Annotated in this window: 11 protein-coding genes; 8 read left to right on the top strand and 3 right to left on the bottom strand. The window is 62.6% G+C overall.

Features of this window, described 5'->3' with window-relative positions; all coding sequences use genetic code 11:
* Positions 1-125: 125 nt before the first annotated feature.
* Together tamB and tamA are read right to left on the bottom strand one after the other, a co-directional pair.
* Positions 126-3899 (bottom strand): autotransporter assembly complex protein TamB, encoded by a 3774-nt coding sequence (gene tamB / locus LA321_RS13275; protein ID WP_042072009.1) that lies wholly within the window; start codon positions 3897-3899, stop codon positions 126-128.
* Positions 3896-5671 (bottom strand): autotransporter assembly complex protein TamA, encoded by a 1776-nt coding sequence (gene tamA / locus LA321_RS13270; protein WP_042072010.1) that lies wholly within the window; start codon positions 5669-5671, stop codon positions 3896-3898. The genes tamB and tamA overlap by 4 nt, the downstream gene beginning before the upstream one ends.
* Positions 5672-6194: 523 nt before the next feature.
* On the opposite strand from tamA, the gene LA321_RS13265 reads away from it, so the two are divergent.
* Together LA321_RS13265 and LA321_RS13260 are read left to right on the top strand one after the other, a co-directional pair.
* Positions 6195-6569, top strand: coding sequence for a hypothetical protein (locus LA321_RS13265; RefSeq protein WP_026457965.1), 375 nt, complete (start codon positions 6195-6197; stop codon positions 6567-6569).
* Between the two features lie 109 nt (positions 6570-6678).
* The gene (locus LA321_RS13260; RefSeq protein ID WP_026457964.1) at positions 6679-6957 is read left to right on the top strand and encodes a peptidylprolyl isomerase; all 279 of its coding nucleotides are present in this window, start codon (positions 6679-6681) and stop codon (positions 6955-6957) included.
* 128 nt (positions 6958-7085) lie between these two features.
* On the opposite strand, the gene LA321_RS13255 is transcribed toward LA321_RS13260, so the two are convergent.
* A complete protein-coding gene (locus LA321_RS13255) occupies positions 7086-8000 on the bottom strand; it encodes a LysR family transcriptional regulator (RefSeq protein WP_042072011.1) in 915 nt (304 codons plus the stop codon).
* Between the two features lie 167 nt (positions 8001-8167).
* Here LA321_RS13255 and LA321_RS13250 point away from each other — a divergent pair, with 167 nt between their 5' ends.
* The 6 genes from LA321_RS13250 to LA321_RS13225 all read left to right on the top strand — a co-directional run bounded on the left by LA321_RS13250 (position 8168) and on the right by LA321_RS13225 (position 15824).
* A complete protein-coding gene (locus tag LA321_RS13250) occupies positions 8168-9208 on the top strand; it encodes a DUF1214 domain-containing protein (protein WP_052445737.1) in 1041 nt (346 codons plus the stop codon).
* 311 nt (positions 9209-9519) lie between these two features.
* Positions 9520-10212, top strand: a complete 693-nt coding sequence (locus tag LA321_RS13245) for a DUF1499 domain-containing protein (protein WP_042072013.1) — start codon at positions 9520-9522, stop codon at positions 10210-10212.
* A gap of 2 nt (positions 10213-10214) precedes the next feature.
* Positions 10215-10802 (top strand): carboxymuconolactone decarboxylase family protein, encoded by a 588-nt coding sequence (locus tag LA321_RS13240; protein ID WP_042025393.1) that lies wholly within the window; start codon positions 10215-10217, stop codon positions 10800-10802.
* The gene (locus tag LA321_RS13235; RefSeq protein ID WP_042072014.1) at positions 10799-12949 is read left to right on the top strand and encodes an FAD-dependent oxidoreductase; all 2151 of its coding nucleotides are present in this window, start codon (positions 10799-10801) and stop codon (positions 12947-12949) included. Before LA321_RS13240 ends, LA321_RS13235 begins: the two co-directional genes overlap by 4 nt.
* A 17-nt stretch (positions 12950-12966) precedes the next feature.
* Positions 12967-14151, top strand: coding sequence for an ABC transporter substrate-binding protein (locus LA321_RS13230; protein ID WP_042072015.1), 1185 nt, complete (start codon positions 12967-12969; stop codon positions 14149-14151).
* Positions 14151-15824 (top strand): ABC transporter permease, encoded by a 1674-nt coding sequence (locus tag LA321_RS13225; RefSeq protein WP_042072016.1) that lies wholly within the window; start codon positions 14151-14153, stop codon positions 15822-15824. The genes LA321_RS13230 and LA321_RS13225 overlap by 1 nt, the downstream gene beginning before the upstream one ends.
* The last annotated feature ends 1 nt before the right edge of the window (position 15825 follow it).

The following is a 15825-nucleotide window of genomic DNA, read 5'->3' as shown; positions in this document are numbered from 1 at the left end:
GAAGACCCGGCCTTGCGCCGGGTTTTCGCTTTTCCGGCCCGCCCAATTCTTTCCCTTACACCTCGCAATCAGGATAAAAAACGGGAGGCCAGCGCCTCCCGTTTCATCAGTCACAGTCGCCCCCGTTAGAGGGTGAAGCGATAGAAGACATCCACCGCCTGGGCGACCCCGCTCATGGCCTGCAGATAGAGTCGCGGCAGCACCTCGTAGCGCAGTTTGAACTCGGCGATCGGGCTGAATACCCCCACCCCGTACTGGAACTGCAAACCGGGTAGCAGATAGGCGGAGAGAGTCACCTGGGTGTCGTCGCCACTGCCGGCGGTATCGAGGGAGACATCGCTCATCCCCAGCGCCTCGCCGATGCTCGACACCACGCCGTTGGCCTGGCTGACCGCGCCGGCCACCAGCAGGCCGTTGAAGCCGCCATCCTCACCGCCCGTTTGTAGCCCCTTGCCGCGCAACAGATAGGAGAGCTGTTCGGACTGGGCCATCTGGGGTTCGGAATAGACCTTGATCTCCGGCTTGGTGGCCGGCCCCGTCACCCGAACCCCGACCGTCACCTGATCCTCTATGGTATCCGGGTCACGATAGGCCTCGATATTGAGGAAGGGGCGATCGAGGGGGCCGGAGAAGATGATCCGTCCCTCCTTGATGATGAGGTTCTGGCCATAGGCCTTGAAGCGGCCGTCGGTCAGCACCAGCTGGCCGTTGCCCGCCAGTGGCTTGCCCGGATCCTGATTGATATTGAGCCCGCCGGAGACATTGGTCTTGAGCCCCATCGCCTCCAGTTTCACATCGTCACCAAGCCGGATCGCCACCTTCATCAGCAGTGGCAGGCTGGCCTGGGGAGGCGGTGGCGGCAGATCGTCGTACACCACGGTCACGTCATCGGAGACGGCGACCGCCGAGTCCGGCAGACTCTTGACCAGGATCCGCGCCCAGGGAATATCCACCTTGCCGGTGATGCGGGTCTCCTCCCCCAACGAGATGGCGATGTCCGGGGAGACCCGCACCCGGCCCATGCCCGGGTATTGCGCCTCCAGCTCATCCCCCTGGATGGTCAGGCTGCCACTCACCGGCATCTTGGCCCAGCTGAGCCAGCCGCCGAGGGCCAGCGGCCCCTTGCCCACCAGCATGGAGCCATCCAGCTCGGCGCGGTTGCCCTCGATCTTGAGGCGGGTCACCAGTTTGGAGAGGGTCACCATATCGGAGTGAGTCTGCACTTCGCCATCCAGCAGATTGAGCTGACCGAACAGCAGGGGGGATGCCAGAGTTCCCTCGAAGCGGGCATTGGCGGAGATCACCCCTTGCAGGGAGCGCACCTCGGGAATGAGGGGGGCAAAGGTGTCGAGCTTGAGATCGTCAAACTTGAGTTGGCCCCCGAGCTGACCGCGACCGGCGGGCTCCCTGATCAGCAGGTCGGTATCGATATTGCCGATCTGCTGCGAGGCGAAGTCGAGGCGGATCGCCGCCTGCTGGCGCTCGAACTCCACGGCCAGCGCCAACTGCTGATAATCGGTCTTGATGTCGTCAGCCACGAAGCTGCCCGGTGTGGTGCGCACCACCGCATGCAGGGTCGGTTGGCTGCCGCGCCAGCTGGCACGGCCATCGGCGGAGAGCACCGCCTGCCACCGGAAGTTGTCCGGCAGCCAAGGGCGCAGCCGCTTGAGATCAAACCCGTTGAGGGCAAACTCCAGCGCCCCCTGCTCGGCCGATACCTGACTGCCCTTGATGCAGAGGTTGGCCCCCTGGGAGTCAAGACAGAGATCCCCCATCGCCAAGCGCTGGCGCGGCAGATCGAGATCCAGCGCCCAGGGGTTGGTCAGACTCCAGCGCCGCAAGGGAGTCTTGAGCTTGAGCTCGGAGAGGGTTCCGCGCCAGTGATCCCCGCGCACGCCGCCACCCAGCTTGAGATTGGCGGCCACCGGATCGCCCTTCATCGTCAGGGTGAGCTGATGGCGCGCCAGATCCCCGTCGAGGGCCAGCGCCAACTGGCTTAGCTTGGTCTCCCCCTGGGTCAGGCTGGCCACGGTGAGCGCCAGCTCACCCGCAGGCTTGTCACCCACCAGGGCATTGCCCCTGATGGCGATCCCCTTGATGTTAGTGCCCGCATAATAGAGGCGATTGGCCAAAAGCTCTGTGGTCACCCGCGGCGCCTGCTGATTGCCCCCCAGGCGCACCAGCCCTTTGATGTCCCCCTTCAGGCCGGGGTAGAGCCCCGCCAGATTGGGAGCATCGAGATCGGCCACCAGTTGCCACACCTGCTGGCTGATCTGCCCCTTGGCCTGCAACCGGTTGGGGCCGCTTTGCAGCGACAGCCCGGGAATGCGCCACTCCATCTTGTCATTGCCGCTCGCCTCCCCCTTGATGGCCAGCGGATACTGGTTGAGCTTGCCGTCCACCCTGAGGGTGGGCAGGTTCAACTCCCAGCTGCCCGCCTCGTTCATCACGAAACGGCTCTCTATCTCCCCGGTCAGGGTGCCCTTGAGATCCGGCACCAGCTCGGCCGGATTGATCCCCTTGAAGCGGGTGCTCCCTTGCCAGTGGACTCCCTTTTGCCAGGCCAGCTTGCCATCCAGGGTCAACTCCCCCTTGAGAGCCTCGAGCCGCAGGGCCAGTTTGCTCAGCTGTTCGAGATCCCCCTTGCCGTCCAGCACAATCTTGAACGGGGGCACATCCGTCCCCTTGCCCGACGTCTTGAGGGCAAACTGATAGCCGGAGAGCTTGCCCTTGGCGGTCAGGCTCCCCTTGTCCAGCCGGTAATTCGGCTCATCCTTGGCCGGCTTGTGCAAGGGCCAGCCGAGGCTCTTCCAGTCGAGCGCCAGATCAAACGGCAGATCCGGGTCGAGGGCTGCCAGCGACCCCTTGAGGCTGGCGGCTACCGGCCCCCTGGCCTGCAATGCCAGATCCAGCTTGCCGACCGACCCGCTCAGGGCCAGGGTGGCCTGCTCCCCCTTGAGCTCGCCATCGAGCAAGCCCTTGCGCGCCTTGGCATCCAGGGTCAGATCCAGCGGATAATCATCGCCCAGGCGAATATTCCCCTTGAGGGCCAGATCGGCCATGGCGTGGCGCAGCGAAAGCTCGCGCAGTTCGATGCGATCCTCCTCGGCGCCGGCCGAGAGGTGCAGCTTGTCGACGGCTTCGATCAGATCGCCCTGCTGATAACGAAAACGGGTCAGACTCACCCCTTCCAGCTGGACGGGGAATGGCAGGGAAATGGCGGGCAGCTCGATGGCCGCTGCTTTATCAGCCTGAGTTGACTCGCTGTTGGTTGTCTCGCTCGCGTTATCCTGAGCCTTGCCCTGAGCCGTTTTCCCGGCCTTGGCACTCTCTTCGGCCGCTGCTTTGGCTGGCGGCGTGTCAGCCAGGGTGACGCTCAGACCATCCAGCACAGGGCCGCGCACTATCAACCCCTTGCGATCGAGGGTCGCGCCGATATCCAGCGCCCCCAGGGTCACGGCCACACCGGGCACGGCCAGATCGAGATCGGCCACCAGCAGGGTGTCTACCTGGATTTTGAGGGGCAGTGGTTGCCAGACAAAGGGTTCGGAGGGCTCTGGCGGCGCGGGTTCTGAGTCGGCGACCTTCACCACCGGATGGGTGACCACCAGGGATTTGATCCAGAGCTTGCCCTGCAGGAGCTTGCCCAGATCCCAATCCAGCACGGCGCGATCGACCGAAACATCCACCAGCTCATCCTGCCAGCCGACCCCTTCCAGGGTCCAGCCATAACCCAGCTGACCCGCCACCAGCTCCCCCTTGAGGGAAGGGAGAGCGCCCTTGGCCTGTTGCCACAGCCACTTGTTGCCCTGATGGGTGAAGCCCAGCAGGCTGACGCCGATGAGCAGCAGAAAGATGAGGCCCATCAGCCAGAGAAAAAGACGCTTTACCCAGATCATAATTCAGGCCCCAAGGCGAAATGCAGCCGCACGGGCTTATCCTCTTCCGATACTCCGACCGCCAGATCGAGTCTGACCTGACCGATGGGGGTAACCCAGCGCACCCCGATCCCGGTGCCGATTTTCCACGGCTCGCTGTAATCGACGGTGGCGGTACCGCCATCCACGAACAGAGCCCCCAGCCACTTCTCGCTGAAGCGGTAGTTGTACTCCAGGCTGGCCACGCTGGTATAACGGCCCCCGGTCAGCTTGCCATCCGGCCCGGTCGGGGAGATGGTTTCATAGTCAAAACCACGCACCGTCTGATCGCCCCCGGTGAAGAAGCGCAGGGATGGCGGCACCAGGGAGAAGCTGTCCCCTATGATGGCCCCCTGCTCGGCCCGCATCAGGAAGCGATGATCCTCGCCCAGGGTGCGCAGCCACTTGCTGCGGCCCCACACCCGCACGAAGCTGATGTCGGATCCCCAGGTGGGATCGGAAAACTCCAGGGTGAGCTGCTGGCGATCCCCCCAATCGGGCACCAGGCCACCACGCACCCGCAGCCGGGACCAGGAGACACCAGGGATCACCAGCAAGCTGTTCCCCTCATCCATGCCCTGGGTATAGACCTCGTTCTCCAGGCGGATGAAGACGTCGCGATCCCAGCTCTCCGGCCGCCGGGTCCAGCGGTGCACCCCTATGGTGGTGAGATCGGAGCGGGTGTCGTTATTGTCCTTGTACTGGTAGCCACTCTGGATGGAGTAGTAGTCCCGCAGCGGGTTGCCCACCGGGATCTGGTAGTCGAAGCTGAGCTCCGCCTCCGGCGCCGACACCTTGGCGGTGGCAAACAGGCGGTGGCCGTAACGGTTGACCCAGGGCTTCTCCCAGGTCGCGCTCATCCGCGGCCCCACGTCGGTGGCATAGCCCAGACCGGCTTCGATTTCGTGATCGACCCGGTTGGCCAGGGTCACCGAGATGGGCACCCGGTAATCGGTCGCCTCGCTGATCTGGGGCTTGATATCCACCTGACGGAACAGCTTGGTGGAGGAGATATCCTGGGACATCTCGGCCAGGCGGATGGCCAGATAGGGTTCGTCATCCTTGATGGTGATGAGCGGCTTGATCAGCTTTAGCGCCTCGGGGGTGGCGTCATAGCGGATATCGCCAAAACGGTAGCGATGACCGGACTGGAACAGGATGAAGATCTCCGCCGTGCCCTTGTCGGGAAACACCCTGACCTGGCTCTTGCTCAGCTTGGCGTCGAAATAGCCGCGCGCCAGCCCCAGGCTGCCGAGATCGGCCTTGATGGATTCATATTTGGCATGGTTGAGGGGCTCCCCCTCTTTCAGGGGCAACTGATCCAGCAGCTCGCTATAGCGCTCGTCACTGCTGGCATCCCCTTCCAGCAAGACGTCGAGACGGGAGACAATGACCGGCTCCCCCTTGTCGATGGTGACAATGACCCGAGATGGCTTCTTCTCGTCGCGGCTGAGGGAGATCTTGGGCTCGTAGTAGCCATACACCTGCAGCGCCTTTTGCACGCTCTCGATGATCTTGGGGCGGGCAGGACGATACTGGCGCTCCTGATAGACGGGCAGGGCGTTGAGATAAGCTTCAACGTTGTCCTTGTTGTCCCCTTTCACTCCCTTGACCTGATAGGTGAGCTTGGCCGCCAGCGCTGGCGCCGCCAGGAGCGACAGAAACAGGCCCAGCGCCAGGATCAGCAGGCCGCGGCGACAGGCGGAGCCGGAGAGTAAACGCCCTGCCGGCAGGGATGGATTGCATCCGGTCAAAGGTCGATATTCCTGAAAGTTGGGTAACGAATATAAAGACGCACACAGGCACAGCCCGCTGCAGCCACTCGCCCGCCAAGCGGGGAACGCAGTCATGCACGGGGTCGGACCAAGAGCGCACCAACATATGGCGAACCCTATCCTAACATAGGCTTTCGCCAACGACAGAGCCGCCGGCCTGGCAAATTCGCCATAGATTTTAAGATGTTGGCCACAAATTGCGCAGCCAGGTGCCCCCTTTGGCCTCGCTCGCCGACCCAAAATAGCGCTAGCCATCTGAAACCGGATAAATCTCCATCACTCCCGGTCCACGTCGAACAGCGCGTCCGTGGGTGTGCCACGACAAGGCTTGTCGGAACCTGCCTGTCGATTGAGCAGCCAGCCTCTCAAACCCCGCTATCCCGCGACAAGGCCCGCGCCACGCGGGATTGAGACAGGCTCGTTCAGTGCAATCGAATTATCCCGCTGCCCTTGTCTGACGCCCTCGCGCACACTCAAGCCATCAACCGAAGGAGATCCCATCATGCATGCCCGTAGCGAACAGATGGCTGACTACATTGCCGACCGGCTCGAATTCATCACTTTTCTCGCCTGTTGCAGCGCCCTGCTGGCGCTGCTGACCGGCATGAACGGCCAGCAGGCGCTGGCCTTTACCGCACTCAACCTGCCATTTGGTCTCGCCATCCTGCTGACCATGGCATTGCTGGCTCCCCTGCCCGCTTACTGGCGCCTGCCCGGCATCACACTGTTGCTGGCGGCAGCTGCCTTGCTGACGATGCAGCTTGGTGGCGAATGGCTCAACCCGCTGGCCATCTGGAGCCTCTATGCCCTGCTGGGACTGGAAATCCTCTGGCAGGCTCGCCCCAGAGCGCAACTGGCCACCAGCAGCCACCCCTGATGGCGGCAAGGCTCTGCCAAACGTTACCCGGACGGCTGACGCGGAGGGCAATTTGGGGTACCCTTGCGCCCCCGATTTGCCATCCACCCGTTAACCCGAGGAGCGCCCCATGAAAAAAGCCTGTGCCCAGCACATCCTGGTCAAGACAGAGAAACAGTGTCTGGAGATCAAGGAGAAGATCGAGAAGGGCGCCGACTTCGGCCAGATGGCCAAGCGTTTCTCCACCTGCCCCTCCGGCAAGCGTTTCGGCGATCTGGGGGAGTTTTCCAAGGGGGACATGGTCAAATCCTTCGACGATGCCGTCTTCAAGGGGGAGTTGCTCAAGGTATTGGGGCCGGTGCGCACCAAGTTCGGCTTTCACCTGATCAAGGTGCTCTACCGCAACTAGGCCTCATCGCCCAGTGCGGCGTAACTGCTCATCTCCTTGCTCCTGCGAGCACCTGTCCTCCGCCCTGCATACCATGATCAGGTCATAACCGACCTTATCTGGCCGGGCGGATGAGCATAAATTCCCCGCTAATTTGCCGGTTTTGCCGAGATGTCTCCCCTGCGTTGACCAATAAACAGGGTCAGGATGATTTTATAGAGATACTGATACAGGCCGGAGCGGCGGTCGGTAAGACGAACGCAGGTCGTCCAGACAACCTCATAGTCGAGAAATTCAGCACCCGGCACCCTGATTAATTCCTCTCCCAGGATCAAACTGGGCAGTACATTGCCGACGCGCTGGCTTCTCATCAATTTGAGTGCGAGGGAAGCGGTGTCAATATCATGCAAATAATCAATCTCTACCGCCAACTCTTTCAGGCTTTTAATAAAATGAAAGCGCTGTGCATTCCAGCCAATATTTTTCTGCTTGATGAATGGCCAATGTTTTACTGTCTGCCAGTCATGCACGCCGTGATTGCCCGCTATCGCGATCACCAACTGATCGCCGCACACTCGCTGCTGATATAACCCGTTCAAGCGGTCGGGATGCAGCAGGTGAATACCCAGATCGATTTCGCCAGACAGTATTTTATTTTCGGTCTCCTCTCCCCAGTTATGAAGTGCAATGAGGGCATTGGGGAATTCACGCTGCAAGGTTTCATACAGCGTCAGACCAAAGACCTCCATCACCAGATCAGGCAGCGCCAGATTGATGGAGCCGGAATAGTTTTGTGGGTTGAAGGAGATGGGGATCAACGCGTCTTCTATATCGGTCAGCGCGATATTGACGCGCGGCAAGATAGACAGGGTATAGTCGGTCGGTTCAAGCACGCTGGCCACTCTGACAAACAGTTCATCATCGAGATGCTCCCGCAGCCGGGCGAGTTGTTTGCTCACGGCACTTTCCGTCAAGCCGAGAGAGATGCCCGTTTTTTTCAGATTTTTCTTTTCCGCCAGGATCACCAGCGTTTTCAGCAGATTCAAATCAAAATCACTGCGCATCCCGACTCTCGCGTTAATTGAATTTAATTCAAGAAGATATTGACTCACTTTCCTGAGCGTAACGCTACCATAGTATGCATCCGGTCAATACATTAATACTTCTTGTCAAGGCATCACGGCAGGATATTTCGGATATCAACACCCTCATGGTTTGTGGAGAATTATCTATGTCTTTGAAGAAAACGGCTCTGTGCTTACTCATCGCCTCAGCAACCCTTGGCAGTGCCACGGCTTATGCCGCCAGCTCGGCGCCCATTCCGGTCACGACCAACAATTATGTCGAAGCCGAAGTGGACCTTTCATTTGCCAATATCTACAAGAGCGCCGGGGCCAATCAATTCCGGCATGATCGCAACCTGATCGCCCTCGATCAGCAACCAGCCGTGACCATGAATCGTGATACCGTCTATTCATTCGGCATTTTCTATGCGCCCAAAGGGACCACCATCACGCTGCCGACCTCGAAAGACAATCGCTACCAGTCGGCCATGATCCTGCAAAGCGATCACTACATCGATCAGGTGTTTTACGGCGCGGGTACCCACGAGATCGATTCCAAAACCGATTTCGTCGCCATCGTGATCCGCACCCAGGTCGATGCCAACAACCCGGACGACGTCAAGTATGTCAACCAGCTGCAGGATCAGATCAAGGTCACCTTCCCCAAGGGGGTGACGCCGAAACAATATGAGCCGAGAAACTGGGACAGCGCCAGCCTGGATACCATCAGAAGCGAGTACCAGATCAAGGCGAAAAAGCTGCCCAACTTTAATGGCACTTCGGGTCGCCACGGCACCATAGATCCCGAGCTGCAGAAGATGGGGGTCGCCGTTGCCCTGGGGCTGCTGCCGCCACAAGACGCCGTATACCAGTACCGTGACTATGGCCTCTCCAAAGACACCTGTTATTCGGCCACCTATGATGCGCCGGGATTCAATGCGCCGGGATTCTTCTCATTCACCATGTATGGCTCGGACAAGTACCTGCATACCGATAAATCGACGCTGAACGATCGCACCATCAAGCGCAACAAGGATGGCTCCTTCACCCTCTACTACGGCTCAGAAGCCACGTGTGGCAAGGTCGACAACCTCCTGGAGACGCCAACCGACAACTGGTATCTGGGTCTGCGTGTCTATCGGCCCAAGGCTGATGTCATCAATGGCGACTACAAGCTGCCGGTACCGGTTGCCGTCGACAAACAGTAACGACGTAAATCGCCTCTCCCACCGATGTCGCCCAGTGAGCGCGACATCGGTGGGTCATCACTCTCCTGAAATTCTCTTTATCCTTTTGCTCCACTCCACCCTCACCCCTCTCTCATTAACTGATAACTGGCTCATCATGCTGGCACATGGTGCCCCGTTTGGTCGCCAGCCTAGTGATGACGCCCAAACCGCGTTCCTGCACTTGTCACCTCGACCAAAAAATCGCCGAACAGGCTTCAATTTGCTAACGTTATCAGGCTATTAGGTTTATCCTTCTCGGCATTGCCCACTCAATCCATGGATCCCGCCCTATGCCCAGCACCATCTTGTGGCCACTGCTGGCCTGGTTCGTTCCTCTGGTAGGGGCCCTCGGTAGCCGTATCCATCTCTGGCCCTGGTGGCTGGGTTTTACCCTCTGTCTGGCCGGGGCGTTGCTCTCCCTCTTCCTGCTGGTACGTTTGCCCTGGAGCCGAAACAAGGCATCCAACCTGTGGGGGGCCATCCCGCTGCTGTTGCCCCTGCTGTTCCTGGTGCAGGCGTGGCGCATGCCACTGACCAACGATGTCAGCACGGATCCCTATCATCCCCCCGCCCTGAGCTGGGCCAGCGAACTCAGAACCCCGGCGGATCTGCCCGTCAATGCGCCTCCCCTGAAAGTTTTTGCCGGCAACCCCGGTCCTCTCTATACCCGCGCCTCCGGGGCCGAGGTGATCGCCGAGGCCAACGCACTGATGACAGAGCTGGGCTGGCAGGTACGTCCGAGCCCCCACGGGCTCGATGCAGTTGTCACCACCCCCTGGTTCGGCTTTCAGGATGATGTGGCGCTGCGGGTCTTTACCGGCCCCAAAGAGACCCGCATCGACATGCGCTCCGCCTCCCGTCAGGGACGCAGTGACCTTGGCACCAACCGGGCACGGATCAACTGCTTTCTGGATCGGCTCAATGAACGGTTGGGTGGGGCCTACAAACCCAAGATGATGAAGAAGAACAAAGAAGAGGAGTAGCAATGCGCGTCGAGGTCAAACCGGATCAGGAGTATGCCTGGTTTATCCGCCCCTTTTTCTGGCTGCAAAAACGCAACTACGGCCAGGTTCTGATCCCGGGCAAGTGCTGGGGCCGCTCCCCCAGGCTGTTTGCCGCCGTGGCGACCCTCTATGGCGTCATCAACCGCAAACGCTCTCCCATCGATCCCGTGCTGCGCTCCCTGGTGACGGTACGGGTCTCCCAGCTCAACTGGTGCCGTTTCTGCGTCGACATCAATGCCATGACCCTCATCAAGCGGGCCGGCTCCAGCGAGAAGGTGGAAGCCCTGGCCGAGTGGCGCGAAAGCCCGCTGTTCGACGAGCGGGAGCGGGCCGTGCTCGACTACACAGAGGCGATGACAGGGCTGGATGGAGTGAGCGATGAACAGGCTGCCCGTCTCAAGCCATGGTTCGATGACGACGCCATGGTGGAGCTGACCGGCCTCATCGCCTTCCAGAACATGTCGGCCAAATTCAATGCGGCCCTAGACATCGCTCCCCAGGGCTTCTGCCAGCTGCCGGTGCAGCCAGCGCGTCCGACCGATGCCAACGCCGACAAGGACGTAAAATGACGCGAGCCCGTTTGCTGCTTCTGCTGGTGATGGGGTGCCTCATCGGCGCCTTTTTCGCGTTCGATCTCGGCCACTATCTTAGCCTCTCCGAGTTACAGGCTCGCCAGGAGAGCCTGGCGCTGTGGGTCGACCGCCATTTTGTCACGGCCAGCCTGCTGTTTCTGGTGATCTATGTGCTCAGCACCGCCCTCTCCCTGCCGGGCGCCAGCCTGCTCACCCTGGCAGGCAGCGCGGTCTTTGGCGTGGCGTGGGGGCTGCTACTGGTCTCGTTTGCCAGCTCGCTCGGAGCCACCCTGGCGTTTCTCAGCGCCCGATTCCTGCTGCGCGACTGGGTGAGCGCCCGCTTTGGCGACAAGCTGGCCACCTTCCAGGCGGGGATGGCAAAAGATGGCGCCTTCTATCTGCTGAGCCTGCGCCTCATCCCCATCTTCCCCTTCTTTCTGGTCAACCTGCTGATGGGGCTGACCCCTATCAGAGTCAGTACCTACTACTGGGTGAGCCAGCTTGGCATGCTACCCGGCACCTTCGTCTTCGTGCTGGCGGGCAGCGAGCTGGCGACCCTCACCAGCACCGGCAATATTCTTTCCCCCGGCCTGATGGTGGCGCTGACCCTCTTGGGGCTGATGCCCTGGCTGATGAAAAAACTGGCGCAGACCCTGGCCCTGCGCCGCCTGCACGCCCCCTATCAAAAACCGATCCGCTACGACTACAACCTGGTGGTGATCGGCGCCGGCGCCGGCGGCCTGGTCACCAGCTATATCGCCGCGGCGGTGAAGGCCAAAGTGGCCCTGATCGAAAAGCACAGGATGGGGGGTGATTGCCTCAATACCGGCTGCGTCCCCTCCAAGGCGCTGATCCGCGCCACCCGCTTTGCTGCCGAGCAGCGCAAGGCGGGCGAGCTCGGCTTTAGTCCGAGCCAGAGCGAGGCCGATTTTGCCGCCGTGATGGAGCGGGTCGCCCAGGTGATCAGGGATGTCGAGCCCCACGACTCCGTCGAGCGTTACCAGGGACTGGGGGTGGAGTGCATCGAGGGGGCGGCGCGACTGGTCTCCCCCTGGGAGGTCGACGTCAACGGCCAGCGCCTCACCACCCGCCATGTGGTCATCGCCACTGGTGCCAGGCCGCTGGTGCCCGATTTGCCTGGCCTTGGCGACGTCCCCTACCTCACCTCGGACACCCTGTGGCAACTGCGCACCCCGCCGCGCCGCCTGCTGGTGCTCGGCGGCGGCCCCATCGGCTGCGAGCTGGCCCAGAGCTTCGCTCTGCTCGGCATCCCCGTCACCCTGGTGGAGCTGGCCGATCAGCTGTTGCCACGAGAGGAGCGGGAGGTGGCCGAGGCACTGCGCCACCAGATGGAGCGGGATGGCGTCACCCTTCTCACCGGCTGGCGCGCCGAGCGGGCGCAATACCAAGCCATAGAGGATGGGCTGCCCATCCGGCTGCACCTGCGCCGGGGTGACGAGACCCAAGTGATCGAAGGGGATCAGCTGCTGCTGGCGCTGGGCCGGGTCGCCAACGTGAGCGGCTTCGGGCTGGAAGAGCTGGGGGTGACGCTGGCGCCGCGCGGCACAGTAGCAGTAGACGGCTTTCTGGCCACCAACTACCCCAGCATTCTGGCGGTGGGGGACGTGGCCGGCCCCTATCAGTTCACCCACTTTGCCGCTCATCAGGCCTGGTATGCCGCCGTCAACGCCCTGTTCGGCCAGCTCAAGCGCTTTCGCGCCGACTACCGGGTGATCCCGGCGGCTACCTACACCAGCCCCGAGATTGCCCGGGTGGGCCTCAATCGCAAGGAGGCCGAGGCGCAGGGCATTGCATTCGAGGCGACCCGCTTCGATCTGGCCGAGCTCGATCGCGCCATCGCCGACGGTGAGCGTGAGGGCTTTGTCGAGGTGCTGACCGTGCCGGGCAAGGACAAGATCCTGGGTGCCACCATAGTGGGCACTCACGCCGGCGAGCGGATTGCCGAATTCGTCCTCGCCATGCGCCACAAGCTGGGGCTTGGCAAGATCCTCGCCACCATCCACGCCTATCCCACCCTGATGGAGGGGAACAAATACGTGGCCGGCGAGTGGAAACGGGCCCACCAGCCCACCCGCATCCTGGCCATGCTGGCCCGTTATCACAACTGGCGCCGCGGCGCCTGATCCCTTAGGTGACATTCATGTTCAAGACCCTGCCCCTGCTCAAAACCCTGGTCTGCGCCCTGCCCCTGCTGGCAAGCGGCTCCCTGCTTGCCGGCGAGAACCCGGCCCCCGATGCCCGCTGGCAGCAGACGCTGGACGAGGCCAAAGGCCAGACTGTTTACTTCAACGCCTGGGGCGGCAGCCCGGAGATCAACGGCTATCTGGTGTGGGCCGGGCAGGAGCTCGAGCGCCAGTACGGGGTCAAGCTGGTGCAGGTCAAGGTGGATGACATAGCCCCGAGCGTCAGCCAGCTGCTTGCAAGCAAACAGGCGGGCAAGAACACCGGTGGCCCCATCGATCTGCTCTGGGTCAATGGCGAGAACTTCAAGGCGCTCAAGGAACAGGGGCTGCTGGGGGTGCCGTTCACCGGGGAGCTGCCCAACATGGCGTTGGTGGATATGAATCTGCCGGTGAGTGAGGACTTCACCGTGCCGGTAGCGGGGCTCGAGGCCCCCTGGGGCATAGGCCAGCTCAACCTGATGGTCAACGGAGAGGAGGTCACCACGCCCCCCACCTCGGCCGCCGCCCTGCTCGCCTGGGCCAAGGCCAACCCTGGCCGCTTCACCTATCCCAAGCCGCCCCAGTTCCACGGCTCGAGCTTTCTCAAGCAAATTCTGCTGGAGCTCACCCCGGATCCCGCCCCCCTCTATCGGGAAGCGACCGATGCCGAGTTTGAGCGTCTGACGGCGCCCCTCTGGGTCTGGCTCGATGCGCTGCATCCGGCGCTCTGGCGCAAGGGCAAGCTGTTTCCTGCCAGCGCCGCCGAGACCCGCCAGCTGCTGGATGACGGTGAGCTGGCCATGGCCATCAGCTTCAATCCGGGAGAGGCCCAGAGCGCGGTGCAAAATGGTGCCCTGCCACCTGGCGTGGTTGCAGTGGCCATGGCAAAGGGGGCGCTCACCAACAGCCACTTTCTCGCCATCCCGTTCAACGCCAGCGCCCGTGCCGGCGCCAAGGTGGCGGCCAATTTTCTGCTAAGCCCGGCAGCCCAGGCGCGCAAGGTCGATCCCGCCTTCTGGGGCGATCCCAGCGTGCTGCGGGCCGACGCCCTGCCCGCCTCGGCCAGCCAGACGCCGGCGCTGCGCTTCAAGGCGGTGGCAGAACCTCACCCCAGTTGGCAACTCAGGCTTGAAGAAGCCTGGGCCGAACGCTACGGCCACTGATGCTATCAACCACCGACAACCGGCTGTCAGGCTGGCGTCCCCTCTTCACCTGCGCTTGCGCCCTCCTGCTGGCGGCGCCCGTGCTGGTGGGGTTGTGGCAACTGCTGGGCAGCGGGCTAAGCCAGTTAAACCTTCATCGCCTGCTGGCCCAGCCCGGACTCTGGCACTCGGCGGCCCTGAGCCTGTGGATTGGCGCGGCCTCGACCCTCGGCAGCCTGCTGCTGACCGCCCTGCTGCTGGCACAAGGCGGTCAGCAGGGTGACGAGCGCCCCTGTTTTCGCTGGCTGCGCCGCCTGCTCTCCCCCCTGCTGGCCCTGCCCCACGTCGCCTTCGCCATCGGCTTTGCCTTTCTGCTCGCCCCCTCCGGCTGGCTGCTGCGCCTCGTCTCTCCCTCCCTGACCGGGTTCGAGTTTCCCCCCGATTGGCAGACCATCCGGGATCCCTGGGGGCTTGGCCTGATCCTGGCGCTCATCATGAAGGAGACGCCGTTTCTGCTGTTGATGGCGCTGGCGGCCCTGGAGCCCGCCAAACTGGCGCGCCAGCAGTGGCTCGGGGCGAGCCTGGGCTTCAGCGCCCCGCAGATCTGGTGGCGCCTGCTGCTGCCCGCCCTCTGGCCCGCCCTGCGCCTGCCACTCTATGCGGTCGCCGCCTACGGGGTGGCGGTGGTGGATCTCGCACAGTTGCTGGGCCCGGATGCTCCCGCTCCGCTGGCGGTCAGGCTGTGGCTCTGGTATCAGGATCCGGATCTTGGCTGGCGCGGCGTCACCGCCAGCGGCGCCCTGCTGCTGCTGGCCATCAGCCTGTTGCTGCTGGCGGCGCTGAGGCTGCTGGAGTGGGCCCATCAGAGGTATGGCAAGCAGATCTGGCTCGACGGACAGCGCCGCGGATCGCGCCCCCTGGCGGCCAGGCTGGCCGGCCTCTGTGTCACCGCCCTGTTTGCCATCAACCTGGCGGTGCTGGCGGCCCTGCTGCTCTGGTCGCTGGCGCGGCGCTGGTCCTTCCCGGATCTGTGGCCAAGTCAATGGAGCAGCCAGCACTGGCTGGTGCTGCTGCCGAACCTGATGCCCCTGCTCGTCGACAGCGCCCTGCTGGCCCTGGCAAGCGCGGCGCTGGCCCTGCTGCTGGTGGTATTGAGCCTGGAGGCGCAGCTGGGGCGTCGCCCCTGGCCGCTCTGGCTCATCTGCCTGCCGTTGCTGCTGCCCCAGGCCAGCCTGCTGTTTGGCATCCGGCTCGGGCTCGACTGGCTGGGTGGCGGGATTGGCTGGGGCTGGGTGCTCTGGAGCCAGCTGCTGTTCGTGTTTCCCTACGTCTATCTCTGTTTGCACGGCCCCTATCGCCAGTTCGATCCCCGTCTCACCCAGACGGCGCTCCTGCTCGGCGCCAGCCCCTGGCGCACCTGGTGGCGGGTGAAGGGACCCTTGCTGGCCCGTCCGCTGCTTTTCTCATTCGCGGTGGGAGCGGCAGTGAGCCTCGCCCAATATCTGCCGACCCTGCTGTTTGGCGCAGGTCGAGTGGTCACCATCACCACGGAGGCGGTAGCCATCGGCAGCGGCCTCAACCGGCGGCTGGCCGGGCTCTACGGCCTGTTGCAACTGCTAGTGCCACTGGCAATCTATCTGCTGGCGCTCTGGCTGCCAGGTCGCCTCAACCCGGCGCTCAAGGGCGCCCGATAAA

It is taken from the genome of Aeromonas enteropelogenes, assembly GCF_020097295.1.
GTDB lineage: Bacteria > Pseudomonadota > Gammaproteobacteria > Enterobacterales > Aeromonadaceae > Aeromonas > Aeromonas enteropelogenes.
The sequence above is the reverse complement of the archived record's forward strand: the minus strand, read 5'-3'. Positions and strand labels throughout refer to the sequence as shown.

Excerpts from the sequence above, each read along its gene's own strand:
- tamB (WP_042072009.1), bottom strand. The coding sequence starts at position 3,899 with ATGATCTGGGTAAAGCGTCTTTTTCTCTGGCTGATGGGCCTCATCTTT.
- LA321_RS13265 (WP_026457965.1), top strand. The coding sequence starts at position 6,195 with ATGCATGCCCGTAGCGAACAGATGGCTGACTACATTGCCGACCGGCTC.
- LA321_RS13260 (WP_026457964.1), top strand. The coding sequence starts at position 6,679 with ATGAAAAAAGCCTGTGCCCAGCACATCCTGGTCAAGACAGAGAAACAG.
- LA321_RS13255 (WP_042072011.1), bottom strand. The coding sequence starts at position 8,000 with ATGCGCAGTGATTTTGATTTGAATCTGCTGAAAACGCTGGTGATCCTG.
- LA321_RS13250 (WP_052445737.1), top strand. The coding sequence starts at position 8,168 with ATGTCTTTGAAGAAAACGGCTCTGTGCTTACTCATCGCCTCAGCAACC.
- LA321_RS13245 (WP_042072013.1), top strand. The coding sequence starts at position 9,520 with ATGCCCAGCACCATCTTGTGGCCACTGCTGGCCTGGTTCGTTCCTCTG.
- LA321_RS13240 (WP_042025393.1), top strand. The coding sequence starts at position 10,215 with ATGCGCGTCGAGGTCAAACCGGATCAGGAGTATGCCTGGTTTATCCGC.
- LA321_RS13235 (WP_042072014.1), top strand. The coding sequence starts at position 10,799 with ATGACGCGAGCCCGTTTGCTGCTTCTGCTGGTGATGGGGTGCCTCATC.
- LA321_RS13230 (WP_042072015.1), top strand. The coding sequence starts at position 12,967 with ATGTTCAAGACCCTGCCCCTGCTCAAAACCCTGGTCTGCGCCCTGCCC.
- LA321_RS13225 (WP_042072016.1), top strand. The coding sequence starts at position 14,151 with ATGCTATCAACCACCGACAACCGGCTGTCAGGCTGGCGTCCCCTCTTC.